Here is a 15,330-nt window from a genome sequence, read left to right as displayed (position 1 = left end):
CTTCCGAAACGGTTGGTTCTCGGTTACTTAATATTTGTTAACACGCCTTCGGATTGCTGAGTGGTCGCTATATCGTGCACCCATGCAACGATTCGACGGCGTCATCGAGACCGCTGCCAACGGCGGTGCATACATTCCCATTCCCCCCGACATCATCACCGCCCTCGGTGGTGGCGGCCGCATCTCAGTCCAGGCCACCTTCGACGGCATCCCGTACCGAGGCTCCATCGCCAACATGGGTGCGGGACCGTGCCTGGGACTGCTGAAGGCGATCCGCGCCGAACTAGGCAAGGGGGCCGGCGACCGGGTCGCCGTCACTGTCGAACGTGACACCGTGGAGCGCACCGTGGCTGTCCCCGACGACCTCGCCGCCGCACTGCGGGAGGCGGGGGTACAGGACGCCTTCGACAGGCTCTCGTACACCAACCGTCGTGAGCACGTCACCGCTGTGACCGACGCCAAGAAACCGGAGACTCGCACTCGCAGGATCGGCAAGATCGTCGAGTCCCTCGCCGGCGGTTCTTGAAGCCGATCGGATGCATCATCGAAAGTCGTTGATGTAGTGGTTTTCAGATCACTCGGCGCTCGCGGCCGCCGCACCGGCCCCTCAGGCCGGTGACCCAATCCCCGGCAGCACGGACCATCTCCAACCCGCCGACCCCCCGTCCTCACCACACTGACTCCTGCCGGGAGGTCGATTTGGGTTGTCATCTTTAAGTTTTGGTCTGCTACTCCGCTATCAATTCGGCTTCGGAATCCAGGGCTTGTTGGGCTTCCTCGGGCACGCCGACGGGCCCTGGCCGGTAGGTGATGGAGTGGAGGGAGCCGGAGTAGCGGAAGACGCCTCGGCGGTCGCGGAGGGGCCAGGAGACGGGCCCTCGGGCGTCGAGGCCGACGGAGATCCCTGTCCAGGGGGACATGCCTACGAGTTGGACCTGGTTGGGGAGGGTGGCGGCGCGGACGCCGTCGATGCCGATGGTGAAGTCCCAGCGCAGGTGGGGTTGGACGGTGGCGGATACGGTGAAATGTCCGCTGCCGGAGGAGATTTCACCGGCATCGGCCTCGGTGTAGCGGCCATAGGCGTTGTAACCGAAGATCAGGCGGCCACTTTCCACGTAGAGGAGGTAGCCGCCGAGCGGATCGCCGTGGGCGACGAGAACGCCCTCGTCGCCGGGTCGGTAGCCGGCCAATTCCACTGTGATCGTGAAGTCGCGGTAGGCGATCAGTCGCTGCGAGCGGTAGCGCTCGAGGGTGGGGGTGCCGGGAAGAATACGGACCTGCTCGCCGAGCCGGGCCTCCTCCGGACGGCGCCGAGCCAGGTCCTGCCGGGTGACGAGCGGGAAAACCGTGTTGTGCCACGCGGCTTCGTCCCACGCGGCCGAGAGCTCGGCGACCTTGTCCGGACGCTGCTCGGAAAGGTCGTGGAGCTCGGTCGGATCGGAGCGGACGTCGAACAGCTGCCAGCGTGGATTGTCGATGCCCCGTTCGGGCTCATAGAGCGCGAGGAGTTTCCAGCCGTCGCGGTAGAAGCCGCGGTGACCGGTCATCTCCGAATACTGCTCGAGGTGCCGCGAGACCGCGGCCGGGTCGCTCAGCACATCCACCGCCGAGACGCCGTCGAAGTCCTTGGCGGGCAGCCCGTTCCGGACCGTCGGGCGTTCGAGCCCGGCGAGCTCCAGCAGCGTGGGCGCGAGATCGGTGATGTAGACGTACTCCTCGCGCACCCCGGTATCGGCCTCCGTGCGCGGCAGCCCCCGGGGCCACGACAGCACGAACGGCACCCGCACCCCACCGGCGAAGGTCTGCCCCTTGTAGAAGCGGAACGGCGTATTCGACGCCTGCCCCCACCCGCGCGGATAGTGCACCCCCAGTTTCGCGGTGCCGATCAGCTCGTCGTCGTGCGGCACATCCCGCTCCCAGTCGGGCTCGTCGACCTGGGCGAACTGTGCGAAATAGGTCCGGGTGCCCTCGGGCCCGCCCTCCGCGGTACCGCCATTGTCGGAGGTGAACACGATAATGGTGTTGTCCAGCTCGCCGAACTGCTCGAGCACGTCCACGATCCGCCCCAGGCTCTGGTCGATGCTGTCGACCATGCCCGCGTACACCTCCATGTACCGCTCGAACCGCGCCCGCTGCTCCTCGGTCAGCGCATCCCACTCCTGCGCTTCATAACCCGGCTCGGTATTGCGAGGTTTCTGCTGTGTCCCCGCCGGGAACAGCCCCTGCGCGATCTGCGCGGCGAATCGACTCTGCCGCAACCGATCCCAGCCCTCCCGATACCGCCCCCGATACTTGGCCTGATCCTCCGGCTTGGCCTGCAACGGCCCGTGCATGGCGGTGTGCGCGAAGTAGAGGAAGAACGGTTTGGCCGCATCGTGCGCCCGCAGGTCCTTGAGATATCCGATGGCGCGATCGGTGTAGTCGTCGGTCAGGTAGTACCCCTCCGGATACTCCTCGACATCCACCGCCGAACTGTCGGAGATCAGCTGATTCGGATAGTAGAAGGAGTTCAGCCCCTCCAGCGACCCGTAGTACCGGTCGAATCCACGCTGCGTCGGCCACGAATCCCGGTGCGCCGCCGGATGCAGCGTGGCATCGCGGACCAGATGCCATTTCCCCACCGCGTAGGTCGCATATCCATTGGCGCGCAATATTTCCGGCAACGTCAGCACGTCATCGGCCAATTCCAGACGCAGCCCCGGATAACCGGGATCGGCATTCGCCACGAAGCCGAAACCCGCACGGTGGGAATTGATTCCGGTCAGCAGAGCGGCCCGCGACGGTGAGCACAGCGGTGTGGTGTGGAAGTTGGTGAGCCGTAATCCATTCGCGGCCAGCCGATCCAGTGTCGGGGTCTCGATCTCCGAACCGAACGGGCCGATATCGCTGAAGCCCATATCGTCGACCAGCACCACGACGATATTGGGCGCACCGGCGGGCGCGGTCGGCGGATAGTTCCACTCCGGCGTGGAATCGGCGGTGGTGCGGCCGATCTCGCCGGCGAAATTCTCATAGCCACGGGCATGGGCGGGGACTGACATACTCCCCAGCAAAGGGCGCGGGCCCGCGCCGGAGCCAGGGTTTCACTCTGGCTGCGTGCAACCGGTGATCCGTCATACATCCGCGGATAGCGTCGCCGCACACCATTCTGCCCCGGTCCACACTCGAGGTTTTCCAGATGAATTCGTCCCCCGGCGGTCTGCACCGCCGTCATTTCCTGCGCGGTTCCGCCGTCGCCGCCCTGGCGATCCTCGGCAGCGGGGCGCTGGCCGCCTGCACCTCGGCGGTGAACCAGCAACGCGGCGGCGACGACAACGCACAACCCGTGCGCGGCGGGACGCTGAAGTACGGCGTGCTGGTGGACCTCGTGCCCGCCAACCTGCTCACCAATACCGGCACCACACCGTATGTGATCGGCCTGGTCTTCGAATCCCTGGTGCGCTACCCGCACGACAAACTCGAACCCCAGCCGCTGCTGGCCAAGAGCTGGACCCTCGCCCCCGACGGCAAGTCCATCACCCTGGACCTGCGCGACGACGTGAAGTTCCACAGCGGCCGCCCCTTCACCTCCAAGGACGTCGAGTTCTCGCTGCGCACCTACGCCGATCCCAAGTGGTCGGCGCAGCTGAAGAGCACGGCCGCCACCGTCACCGGCTTCGACACCGGCGATCCACACCGCATCACGCTGACGCTGGCGCACCCGCTGAGCAATCTGTTCGACCTGCTCGACACCGTGCCCATCCTGGACAGCGAGTCGATCGATCAGCTCGCCACCGGCGACAAGATCATCGGCACCGGCCCCTTCCGGTTCGTGCAGCGAATCCCCAACCAGCAGTTGGTATTCGAGAAGAACACTGCCTACTGGGTGCCGGACCGACCCTACCTGGACCGTGTCGAATTCACCGTCATCGCCGACAATCAGGCGCAACTCAACGCCCTCAAGACCGGCCAGATCCACCTCGCCGACGGCATCACCTACCGCGACAACGAGAACCTCGCCAAGACCGACGGCTTCCGCGTCATCACCTTCGAGGGAGCCGAGCTCCAGGTCTACGTCGGCGCGAATGTCGCCGACCCCGCCCTCGCCGATGTGCGGGTGCGCCAGGCCATCGCCTACGCCCTGGATCGTGAGCGCATCATCAAGGAGGTCTTCCGCGGCGCCGGCTATCCGCTGAACCTGCCGTGGCCCAAGAACTCTCCCGCCTTCGACGACTCCCGCAACAGCCGCTACACACGAGATGTCGCCAAGGCCAAGCAGATTCTGGCGCAACTGCCCAAGCCGCCCAAGCTGCCGCTCACCTACAACACCGCCTACCCGGTCTTCGAGGCCGCCGCGCAGATCGTGCAGGCCAACCTCGCCGAGATCGGCATCGAGGTGGAACTGGCGCCCACCGAGAACGCCACCTTCATCAAGCAGCTGATCGGCGCGCAGTTCCCGGGCCTGTGGATCACCGACCACTCCTGGGCGCAGTTCGTGCCGTCCACGCTGACGGTCAGCGCCTACCCGTTCAACGCCCGCAAGAACGCCTCCCGCTACGAATCGCCCGACTACGTCTCGGCCGCCGACGCAGCCTGGCAGCTGCCACGCGCCACCGGCCCGGACGCCACCCACGCCTACCAGGCGCTCAGCGATCAACTGCTGGACAGCCTGTTCCTGATCGAGATCGGCGTGCACTACCCGCAGGATGGCGCATCCCGGAAACTGCACGGCTTCAACTGGACCAAGCGCCGCGAGCACGTGTTCACCGAGGCGTTCCTGGCATGACCGCCTATCTGCTGCGGCGGGTGCCGTCCGCCCTCGCGGTTCTCCTCGGCGCGTCGGTGCTCATCTTCCTGCTGCTGCGGCTGGTGCCCGGCGATCCGGCCACCACCCTGGCCGGGCCGGACGCCACCCCCGAAACCATTGCCGCCATCCGGCATCAGCTCGGCCTGGACCGGCCCATCCCGGCGCAGTACCTGTCGTGGCTGCACGGTGTGGTGACCGGAGATCTGGGGCGGTCCTACGTGATCGGTGGCCAGATCGCGGATCTCATCGTGCGGGGTCTGTCGAACACGCTCATCCTGACCGCCGCGGCGTTGTCGCTGGCGGTGATCGTGACCCTGGCGGTATCCGTCGCCTCGGTCCTGTGGGATCGGCGCTGGCTCAATGCGATCGTGGCTGCCGCCAATACGGTCACCGTCGCCATCCCCGTCTTCGTGACCGGTGTGCTGCTGGTGCTGGTGTTCGCGGTCGCCATCCCGATCCTGCCCGCGGGCGGCATCCCGCCGGACGGATTCCTGGCCCGGCCCGATATCGCCGTCCAGTACCTGCTGCTGCCCGCGATCTGCCTGGGCCTGCCGGTGGCCGCCGCGTTGACCCGCTTCCTCACCGAGGCCCTGCGCACCGAACTGGCCAAGCCCTACGTCCTCACCGCCCGCGCCCTCGGTATCCCGCGCCGCCGCATCATCACCCGCGACGCGCTGCGAAATGCGTTGCCCACCATGCTCACCGCGCTCGGCATCCAGACCGGCAACCTGCTCGGCGGCGCGGTGCTGGTGGAGGCCGCGTTCGCCTGGCCCGGCATCGGCCAGCTCATCGAGCAGGGCATCAACCGGCGCGACTATCCGGTGGTGCAGGCATTGCTGCTGTTCTCGGTGGCCGTGTTCGTGGCCATCCAGCTGACCACCGACATCGCGCACGCCTACCTGGATCCGCGCATTCGCATCGGAGGCCGCGCATGAGCGAGCTCGCCGTCGCCGAGAGCGGCGACACCACGGCGGTCACGGAAAGCCCGGGCCGCGAACCGAATCCGGAGCGGCCGCTGCTGCGGGCGCTGACCCGCGGGCAGGGGCTGGCGGGCGTGCTGCTGATCGCCGTCATCGCGGTGGCGGCCCTCGCCGCCGGGCTGCTCACGAAATACGACCCGCTGGAGCAGATTCCGGGAGCCAACCTGCTCGGCCCGAGCGGCGACCACTGGCTGGGCACCGATGAGCTCAACCGGGATGTGTTCACCCGGACCCTCTACGGCATCCGCGTGGACCTGATCATCGCCTTCCTGGCGGTCCCGGCCGGCGCGGTGCTGGGCTCGATCATCGGCCTGGCGGCCACCGTAAATCCAGTGGCGGATGTGCTGGCGCAGCGCGTCTTCGACCTCATCCTGGCCTTCCCTGCGCTCATCTTCGCCATCGCGCTCACCGCGGTCACCGGGCCGGGCGCGCACTCGGTCGTCATCGTGATCATCGCCGCCGAACTCCCCATCTTCGGCCGCCAGATCCGCACCGCCGTGCTGGCGGTGCGCGAACAGCCCTACGTGGAGGCCGCGGCGGTGATCGGTGCGAGCACCGGCTGGACACTGCGGAAACACGTGCTGCCCAATGTGATCGAGCCGCTCGCCGTGCAGCTGGCACTGTCACTGTCCCTGGCGGTGTTCGTGGACAGCGCCATGAGCTTCATCGGCATCGGCGTGCGACCGCCGGACCCGTCACTCGGATCGATCATCGCCGAGTCCACCCGCAACCTGGACGCCAATCCCGCCATGGCCGTCGGCCCGCTGCTGGTGGTTTCGGCGCTCACCCTCGGATTCCTGTTGATCGCCCAGGCATTGGGCCGCGCCCGGAGGATGATATGAACGGAGCATCGCGAAGCGATTCCACTAGGGGCGGCGGTGGGGAGACGGGTGGGCCCGACGACACCCTGCTCGACATTCGTGACCTGGTGGTGAGTTTCGGCCCGCGCACGGTGGTAAATCGCGTCGGCGTGCGCGTCGCACGCGGCGAAACCGTTGCGCTGGTCGGTGAATCCGGCTCCGGTAAATCCCTCACCGCCCGCGCTGTCCTCGGACTGCTCCCCAGTGGTGCGACCGCCACGGGCTCGATCCGCCTCGACGGCACCGAGATCATCGGCGCCACCGACACCGACCTGCGCCCCCTCCGCGGCACCCGCGCGGCCATGGTCTTCCAGGAACCACAGACCGCACTGAACCCGGTGCGCCGCATCGGAACCCAGATCGCCGAGGCCCTGCGCGCCCATCGCCCGATCAGCAGGTCCGAGGCCCGCGCCCGCGCCATCGAACTCCTCACCCAGGTCGACCTCCCCGAACCGGACAAACGCGTCGACTGGTACCCCCACCAACTCTCCGGCGGCCAAAAGCAACGCGTAGTGATCGCCCTGGCCCTCTCCGGCGACCCCGACCTCCTCATCGCGGACGAGCCGACCACCGCGCTCGACGTCACCGTCCAGGCCGAAATCCTCCACCTCCTCCAGGATCTCCAACGCCGCAACAACACCGCAATCCTCTTCATCACCCACAATCTGGGCGTAGTCGCCGCTATCGCCGACCGCGTGGTGGTCATGCGCGCCGGCGAAATAGTCGAAACCCAGCCGGTCCGCGACCTCTTCACGAGCCCCCAGTCCATCTACACCCGCGAACTACTGGCCGCGGTTCCCGTGCTGCCGGCCGGCCCAGCGCCATCGGCGGCCGCGGATGGGTCGGCTGAACGGGAAGCAAGGCCCACGCCACACGAGGGGGCGGTGCAGCCACTCAGTGCGGTGCCCATGGGCGCAGTCGTGTCCGGGGAGGTTGCGGTCCCTTCGGGTGCCGGGTCGGTCTCCGGTGTTTCCGGGGACGGTGTGCTTGCGGAGGAGGGGCAGTCAGCGCCGACGGCCGAGCCAGTGCTGCGTGTCAGTGACCTGTCGGTCGTCTATCGCCGCCACGGCAAGCGCTTCCAGGCCCTGCATGATGTCTCGCTGACTCTGGCTCCACGCGAGGTGGTGGGGTTGGTCGGGGAATCGGGTTCGGGTAAGAGCACTCTCGGGCGTACCGCGCTGGGGTTGGTGCCCGCGGCGTCGGGAGAGGTCGTGTTGCAAGGCGTCCCGCTGACCGGCTTGTCTCAGAGGGAATTGCGGGGGCTGCGGAAGAATGTCGCGCTGGTCCATCAGGACGTGGCCGCCTCACTGGATCCGCGGCACAGCCTCGAGGACTCGATCGGCGAACCGCTGCGGGTACATCGGGCGGCCTCGGGGGCGTTGTTGCGGGCCAGGGTGGGGGATCTGCTCGAATCCGTGCGCCTGCCGCGCGAGTACGCGAGCCGGCGTCCGGGCGAACTGTCCGGCGGGCAACGGCAGCGGGTGGCCTTGGCGCGGGCGCTGGCCCTCGCGCCACGGCTGCTGGTGGCGGACGAGCCGACCAGCGCGCTGGATGTGTCGGTGCAGGCTCAGGTGCTCGAACTCTTCGCCGATCTGCGCGCCGAATACGGATTCGCCTGCCTGTTCATCAGTCACGATCTCGCCGTCGTGCATCAGGTGGCCGACCGCACGGTGGTGCTGCGGGAGGGGCGTGTAGTCGAATCAGGCCCGGTCACAGCCGTTTTTCGGCATCCGCGCGAGGAGTACACGCGGCGCCTGCTGGACGCGGTTCCCGCCCCGGATCCGGCCCGCGCGCGCCGAGACGAAATCGTGTCCGTTCAAGTACCCCTCGCATTGGGGGCCTGAGAGTAATTTGGGGAGCACCATTCCGCGCTGACAGCCACGGACACACCGGAAGTTATACCAATAGGAGTATCCGGTGATACTGACTGGATTTGCCGCGTGGAACGGGTCGTATCCGAATCTGTGTAAGTATCCGTCTCGAAGGAGATCTCGGCGGCGCCTCCACAGGGAGGCGCGGTGGGCCACCGGGATTCCGTACAGGAGGGAACCAGGTGGGCGCGAAAGCGGTATGTGGACAGGATTCTCGGGAACTCGAAGCACCCACCTTGGGAAACCTGCTCCGCCGCCTGCGTGACAATCGCGGTATTTCTCGCGAACGCCTGGCATTCAACGCAGGTGTAAGCGCAAGTTACATAACGCATTTGGAGAAAGGTGACCGCGACAACCCGACCCGGGAAGTGGTCGAGGCGCTCACCCGCTATCTCCACCGGCTGGACCCGCTCTCCACCGAGGACCGCCGCCAGCTCGGCGACCTCGCGGGCCTGGGATCGGGCGAGCTTCCCTCCCCGAGTGAACTGCGCGCGGCGATCACACCCGAGATGCTGCGGGCCCTGGAGCTGCACAGCCCGAATATGGCCGCCCTGCTCGACACCCGCGCCAACCTGCTGGCCAGCAATGACAGCTGGGACGCCGCCTTTCCCGGCCTGACCGAGGACGGCAATATGCTGCGCTGGTTCTTCGGTAATGAGCAGGCCACCCGGGTCATGGTGAACTGGGAGGCCGATGCCCGCCGGGTCACCCGCTGGATGCGTGGATTGATCGGGCGATCGGGCAATACCGACGGATTCGCCGATCTCATTCGCGATCTCGGGGAATTCCCGAAATTCCGGCAGGCCTGGTCCGAGGGCGGCGTGGAGTTCGCACCGCATGTGTGGGCCCTGCAGCTGCGCAATCCGGTGACCGGGGTGCGGCGCAAGGTCTACGCCCAGCACGGCCGACTCGACAGCGCCGCCTACCCTGGGCAGTTGCTGACAGTTCTCGGGCTACCCGGCTGAACCCGCTCCACGTGTGACTCCCACCCGCAAATCCGTTGGAGTGCAGTGCTTCTGCCCTCCTACCGGGGTGGGGTACCTTGGATGCCGTCAGGGTACTAGTCATTTGTTCAGAATGTTTGTGGTCATGCGAAAGATGTTGCGGTCATGCGGGATGCGGTAATCGTCGCGGCGGTGCGCACGCCCATCGGCCGGGGCAGGCCCGGCGGCGCACTGGAATTCGTGCACCCTGTCGACCTCATGGCCCACAGCCTGCGCACGGTGGTCGACCGCACCGGCGTCGACCCGGCCGCCATCGACGAGGTCATCGGCGGCGTGGTGAGCCAGGTCGGCGAACAGGCCACCAATATCAGCCGCCGCGCCGCACTGGCCGCCGGCTATCCGGAATCGGTGCCCGCCACCACCGTCGACCGGCAGTGCAGCGCCAGCCAGCAGGCCCTGCGCTTCGCCGCCCACGCCGTCATCGCCGGGGACTGCGAGATCGCGGTGGCCACCGGCGTGGAATCGGTCAGCCGCATCCCTATGGGCACCAGCCTGCTCGACACCGACAACCTCACTGGGGCGGCCTTTCTCGAGCGCTACCCGCAGGGCGTGCCGTGGCAGGGCATCAGCGCCGAACTCATCACCGCCCGATGGGATCTCGGCCGCGCCGAGCTCGACGACTACGCCCTCGAAAGCCACTCGCGCGCCGCACACGCCACCAAGAACGGGCAGTTCGAGGCCGAACTCACCCCGTCCATCGAGGACCTGTCCTACGACGAGGGCATCCGTTTCGACGCCACCGCCGACGCCGTCCGCGCGCTCGGGCCCTCCTTCTACAACGAGGCTATTCACCGGCGCTTCCCCGAGATCCGCTGGCACATCACCGCCGCCAATGCCTCCCAGCTCGGCGACGGCAGCGCCGCGGTCATGGTCACCACCAGCGCCACTGCCCGCCGCCTGGGCCTGACTCCACTGGCCCGCATCCACAGCCACATCGCCGTCGGCGACGACCCGTTCCTCATGCTGACCGCGGTCGTGCCCGCCACCGCGAAGGTGCTGAAGCAGACCGGGTTGCGGCTGGCCGACATCGATCTGATCGAGGTCAACGAGGCGTACTCCAGCGTGGTGCTGGCCTGGGCCCGCGAGACCGGCGCGGACCTGTCCCGGGTCAATGTGAACGGCGGCGCCATCGCCCTGGGCCACCCGCTCGGCGCCAGCGGAGTCCGCATCACCGCCACCCTGGTCCATGCCCTGCGCGAGCGCGGCGGCCGCTACGGACTACAGACCATGTGCGAATCCGGCGGCCAGGCCAACGCCATGGTGATCGAGGCGCTGTACTAGCGGTCCGGATCACCCACGCAGCGGGATGAATTCGGCCGGCGCGCCGTCCACGGCGTCGGCCGGGACGACCACCACGCCGTCGCGGTGCAGCAGATCGGCCAGATGCGCGGTGCGCAGCCGGAGATCGCCCCGGAAGCCGCCGCCGGGCAGCGCCAGGGCCGGGACGATGCGCGCCACCGGCGCGGTCAGCTCGGCGGCGTTCACCAGCGGGCCCACGATCGGGCGGGCCGGGGTCGCACCCGTCAGGCCCTCGACCGTGGCGCCGATCAGCGTGAGCAGGGTCGCGATCGCCGCGAACGGATTGCCGGGCAGCCCCAGAACGACTGTGCCGGAAGCCAATTGCGCGGCCACCGTGGAGCCGCCGGGCCGCAGGCGCAGGCGGCGCAGCAGCATGGTGGCCTCGGAGCGGTCCAGCGCCGAGCGCAGCTGATCGGCCGCGCCGCCGCCGGTCGCGCCGACGATGACGAGCAGATCGCAGTCCGCGGCCGCGGCCAGCACCTCGTCGAAGGCATTCGCGGTGTCGCGCAGGTGAACCCGATCGACGGTGGCCACGCCGTACCAGCCCAGCACGTCGGGCAGGATCGGCCCGATCGAGTCCCGGGTCTGACCGGTGTGCAGTGGCCCCTCGCCGCGAATCTCGTCGCCGGTCATGACGATTCGCGCCCGGACCGGGCCGCGCACGTCCGCCGCCGTGACCTCCGCGCTGGCCGCCACCGAGATCAGCGCGGCCGTCACCGGGGTGCCCGCGGCCGCGACTTCCGCACCGGGGAGCCAGTATTCGCCGCGCCGGCGCACATCCTCGCGAATCGGGGTGTCCGGCAGCCGGTACAGCGTGCCGTCGGACTCGAGGCGGACGAACTCGTCGCGCACCACCGAACCGGTCCCGTCGGGCACGTGCGCGCCGGTGGCGATCCGCACCGCCTCGCCGTCCAGCAGGCCCACCGGCCGCTGCCCGCCCGCGAAACCGATATCGCGGCGCAGCTGCCAGGGCCCGTCGCCGCTCACCGCGTAACCGTCCATGGCCGAGACATCGAAGCGCGGCAGGGCGTCCGCCGCGAGCAGGGGCGCGGCCAGCGTCGCGCCGCGCGCGGCCCGCAGCACCGCACTGCGCACCGGTAGCGGGGAGATCCTCCCGCGCAGCACATCCCGGGCCTCGTCGAGCCACAGCGGCGCGGCCGTGCGTGCCGCTCCGGTCCGGGCCCGCCGCACGTCCTCGGGGGTGTCGCAGTCGTCCACGCCGGGCAGCGTAACCATGGCGGTCTCCACCGGCACCAGCGCCTTCATCGGCTGATTGACCAGGGAATCCAGGTCTTTCAAAGCAGCGACCAGGGCAGCTCGCCGCCACACCCCGACCAGATACTGCGGGCGACCCGAGGCATCCGCGGCGAAGACCGCGTCGCTGCCGGATTCCCGTGCGTGGGAAAGCAGTTCGTTCACCGCCGACGCGGTGAGGAAGGGCATGTCGGCCGCCAGCACCACGATCAGCGCGGCCGGGAACTCACAGCCGGCGAGGGCGCCCAGCCCCGCGGCAATGGCCGCCACCGGGCCCGCTCCGGCCGGTATCTCCTGTGCCTGAAGGATTTCCGGCGGCAATTCGGGCCGATGCGGGCCGACCACCACGGTGCGTGCGCAGCCCGCGACCGCCGCCAGCGCCGCGTCCAGCATGGACTGCCCGCCGACCACGATGGCCGGCTTGTCCACCCCGCCCATCCGGCTGGCCTTTCCACCGGCCAGCACGATGGCGTCCACGGGTGTCACGAGCCCGTTCCGGGGCGGGGGCGTGTCCTTCGTTCACAGCGCATGGTTGAAGATCGTAGTGGCAGGCTGTTCAGAGCTTGTTGGGCGCGCCCGGAAACCTGTGCTTGCTAAGCAATTGCCGATAGTCGTTACGTTATGAGATGTGGCACGACACATAGTAGAAATGGTCTCGTTTTAACGTTGGGAACAATCTCATATGGCAGTATCCGACCTGAGAACTGGCGTAGTACGCGGCGTTCGTCACAGTTCACACCAGGCGTCACACCGGGTCCCACTGTCCGGTACCGGGAGGACTCAGAGCGATGAAGGTTGATTTGCTGAATGTTTGTGGAGAGGGAACGGCGTGGTGCTGGGCGTGAAACCGGATAGGGACTCCGACGATCTGAAGCCGCCGACATTCGGACTGCTGCTGCGCCGCCTGCGTGATGCGCGAGGCGTATCACGAGAAAGGCTGGCGTTCAATGCCGGCGTGAGCGCCAGCTACATCAGCCATTTGGAGAAGGGCGATCGCGGGCACCCCACCCGCGAAGTGGTGGATGCGCTGCTGCGATATCTGGACCGAATAACCCCGCTGTCGGCCGTCGAGCGCCGGCATCTGCTCGACCTGGCCGGACTCGGCGTGAGCGAATTCCCCACCGTGGAACAACTGCGCGGTGAAATCACCGACGACATGCGCCGCGCCCTGGACCTGCACGAACCAAATCTCGCCGCCTACGTCGACACCCGCTGGAATGTGCTCGCCTGCAACGAAAGCTACTCCCGGGCTTTCCCTGGGCTGGAGCGGGACATCAATATCCTGCGCTGGTTTCTGGGCAATGAGGCCGCCCGCGAGGTCATGGTCGAGTGGGAGGAGGAGGTCCGGCTGACCGTGCACTGGCTGCGCGGTCTGATCGCAAGCTCCGGAGATACCGACTGGTCGGTTGAATTTCTCTCAGAACTCGGACGTTTCGGACTTTTCCGGGAAATGTGGGATGAGGGTATCGCGGCCTACGGCCGGCCCCGCGCCACCATGCGCCTGCGCGATCGCGAGAGCAGCCGGCGCTTCGATATCGCGGTGCAACTGTTCAGTGTTTTCAATGCGGCCTACCCCAGCCAGATTCAGATCTTCCTCGGCATTCCGAGCTGGCACGAGGCGGGGTGAGAATCCGCCGGCCGTGACCGCCAGGGGCACGGCCCCTCCCTCGAACATTCGGGGCAGCAGGCTCCCCGTCACCGCACGGCTTGGACCTCGCGTCCCCCGCGCATCCGCGGCCACGGTGTCGACAGCGCTCGCGTCAGCCGGTTCTCCCGACGGGCGTTGGACAGCTCGACCAGCCGGGTCAGCAGCGGCACAACCACTTCCGGATGAGTCCAGGCCGCGCCGTGCCCTGCGCCAGGAATGGTGACCACACCGCCGGCCCCGGCCAGCCCGGTGGCCAACGCCTCGGACTTCTGGGCGGTGCTGTTGGTGTCGTGGCTACCGCGCACCACCAGGGCCGGTACGGAGATCTCCGGGAGTCGATGCAGTACCGAGCGCCGGTTCATCAGGCACCGGGCGGCGGGCATGATGCTCTGGCGGTCGGAGTTGTACCAGCGGCTGGTCCAGACGCGCCACAGCCGCGGATCGGTGCCGCCGATGAGTTGCGGGGCCAATTCGGCGACCAGCGGGGCCAGCGGCTCCGGACCGGTCCAGCATTCGAAGAATTCGCGGTAGTAGGCCAATTCGGCCGGATTGCACGCGGTTGCCTCGGTATCGATCAGGGCCAGGCCCTGCACCCGCTCCGGCGCCAGCAGTGCCATACGCAATGCGGCGTAGCCACCCTGGCTCATTCCGCCGACGACCGCCCTCTCGATTCCGAGATCATCGAGGACCGCCAGCCCGTCCGCCGCCAGATCCCAATAGCTGAACGGTTCGCCATCGGGTGACTGGGTGCGGCCATGGCACCGCGCATCGACCGTTACGAGATTGACGCCGGCGTCTGCCAGAGGTTCGCGCATCGGCTCGAACATCGACTCGTCCATGAAGAACCCGTGGGCGAGCAGCAGGGTCGGGCCGTTGATCTCGCTGGTGACGTAATGAACTGTTGCAGAACCTGATCGCACATAAGGCATGGCCAGACCCTAAACGGCGGAAGTGGCCGCTCCCCATACGTTTGCCCGCGTGGTGCCAGGCACCCTTCGGTGAGGTTCCGGACGGGTACCCACACTGGCCAGTGTCAGTACTGCTAGGGGTTTGCCCCAGAGTGCCCCAAAACTGGACAACAAGATCACGAGGCACTTTTAATCAGGCCGTGGCGCTTTTGGGACAAGCGCAATTTCAAGGGAGGAAACAAATGTTCGACGTTACCACCGCAGCTCGACGCAACGACTTCCGGATCGATCGTGGCGCGGGATTGCGGGAGTCGCTCGAAGGTCTGCTGCTGCACAACGGGGTCGGCCTGGATGCGCGGATGCGCCACGCGATTTCCGCCGTGGTTCACCTCGCGGTCGATGCCCCGCTCGGCATTCCGGAAGACGCCGAAGAATTCCTGGGCCGGCTGGACGCCGCCTGGCTGTTCGCCGCCTGGAACGACAGTGATCAGGAACTGTCTCTGCTGAATACCCTCGCATGCGGTGAGGTTCCGGCATTGAGTTGGTGCGAACTCATGTTCACCACTGCGCTCGCGCCGTGGTCGAGTGCGCCGGCGGCCGTGCATGCCCGTCGTATCTTCGTCAATGGTGAACAGGCCCGCCTCGCCGCGGTCAGTGGTGACTGCGGTATGAGCCGCGCGTAAAACATACCATGCGTTTTTCTTTCTGATACGTATTGAA

General features: G+C 67.5%; 12 protein-coding genes. 9 read left to right on the top strand and 3 right to left on the bottom strand.

Going from position 1 to position 15,330, the window contains the following annotated elements:
• Positions 1-82: 82 nt before the first annotated feature.
• Positions 83-526, top strand: a complete 444-nt coding sequence (locus ACQP1O_RS35325; protein WP_433562688.1) for a YdeI/OmpD-associated family protein — start codon at positions 83-85, stop codon at positions 524-526.
• Positions 527-728: 202 nt separating this feature from the next.
• Here the strand turns inward: ACQP1O_RS35325 and ACQP1O_RS35320 are convergent, their stop codons facing one another.
• Positions 729-3,041, bottom strand: coding sequence for an arylsulfatase (locus ACQP1O_RS35320; RefSeq protein ID WP_433562687.1), 2,313 nt, complete (start codon positions 3,039-3,041; stop codon positions 729-731).
• 137 nt (positions 3,042-3,178) lie between these two features.
• Between ACQP1O_RS35320 and ACQP1O_RS35315 the strand changes: the two genes are divergently transcribed.
• The 6 genes from ACQP1O_RS35315 (at position 3,179) to ACQP1O_RS35290 (ending at position 10,782) form a co-directional block, all read left to right on the top strand.
• A complete protein-coding gene (locus ACQP1O_RS35315; protein ID WP_433562686.1) occupies positions 3,179-4,765 on the top strand; it encodes an ABC transporter substrate-binding protein in 1,587 nt (528 codons plus the stop codon).
• A complete protein-coding gene (locus tag ACQP1O_RS35310; protein ID WP_433562685.1) occupies positions 4,762-5,721 on the top strand; it encodes an ABC transporter permease in 960 nt (319 codons plus the stop codon). Before ACQP1O_RS35315 ends, ACQP1O_RS35310 begins: the two co-directional genes overlap by 4 nt.
• Complete coding sequence (locus ACQP1O_RS35305) at positions 5,718-6,608, top strand: ABC transporter permease (protein WP_433562684.1); 891 nt, start codon at positions 5,718-5,720, stop codon at positions 6,606-6,608. Before ACQP1O_RS35310 ends, ACQP1O_RS35305 begins: the two co-directional genes overlap by 4 nt.
• Positions 6,605-8,470: a dipeptide ABC transporter ATP-binding protein gene (locus ACQP1O_RS35300; RefSeq protein ID WP_433562683.1), complete on the top strand. Its 1,866-nt coding sequence runs from the start codon at positions 6,605-6,607 to the stop codon at positions 8,468-8,470. The genes ACQP1O_RS35305 and ACQP1O_RS35300 overlap by 4 nt, the downstream gene beginning before the upstream one ends.
• Positions 8,471-8,733: 263 nt before the next feature.
• Positions 8,734-9,462: a helix-turn-helix domain-containing protein gene (locus ACQP1O_RS35295; RefSeq protein ID WP_433562682.1), complete on the top strand. Its 729-nt coding sequence runs from the start codon at positions 8,734-8,736 to the stop codon at positions 9,460-9,462.
• Between the two features lie 144 nt (positions 9,463-9,606).
• A complete protein-coding gene (locus ACQP1O_RS35290) occupies positions 9,607-10,782 on the top strand; it encodes a thiolase family protein (protein WP_433562681.1) in 1,176 nt (391 codons plus the stop codon).
• A gap of 9 nt (positions 10,783-10,791) precedes the next feature.
• On the opposite strand, the gene ACQP1O_RS35285 is transcribed toward ACQP1O_RS35290, so the two are convergent.
• A complete protein-coding gene (locus ACQP1O_RS35285) occupies positions 10,792-12,540 on the bottom strand; it encodes an NTP transferase domain-containing protein (RefSeq protein ID WP_433562680.1) in 1,749 nt (582 codons plus the stop codon).
• 343 nt (positions 12,541-12,883) lie between these two features.
• Here ACQP1O_RS35285 and ACQP1O_RS35280 point away from each other — a divergent pair, with 343 nt between their 5' ends.
• The gene (locus ACQP1O_RS35280) at positions 12,884-13,681 is read left to right on the top strand and encodes a helix-turn-helix domain-containing protein (protein WP_433562679.1); all 798 of its coding nucleotides are present in this window, start codon (positions 12,884-12,886) and stop codon (positions 13,679-13,681) included.
• A gap of 68 nt (positions 13,682-13,749) precedes the next feature.
• Here ACQP1O_RS35280 and ACQP1O_RS35275 read toward each other — a convergent pair whose 3' ends face one another.
• Positions 13,750-14,631, bottom strand: a complete 882-nt coding sequence (locus ACQP1O_RS35275; RefSeq protein ID WP_433562678.1) for an alpha/beta fold hydrolase — start codon at positions 14,629-14,631, stop codon at positions 13,750-13,752.
• A gap of 179 nt (positions 14,632-14,810) precedes the next feature.
• On the opposite strand from ACQP1O_RS35275, the gene ACQP1O_RS35270 reads away from it, so the two are divergent.
• Entirely contained in the window at positions 14,811-15,293 is a 483-nt protein-coding gene (locus ACQP1O_RS35270) for a hypothetical protein (RefSeq protein WP_433562677.1), read from the top strand.
• Positions 15,294-15,330 lie beyond the last annotated feature (37 nt).

It is taken from the genome of Nocardia sp. CA-151230 (assembly GCF_050942175.1).
In the GTDB taxonomy this organism is placed as follows: Bacteria; Actinomycetota; Actinomycetes; order Mycobacteriales; family Mycobacteriaceae; genus Nocardia.
This window is presented reverse-complemented; position numbering and strand designations above follow the sequence as displayed.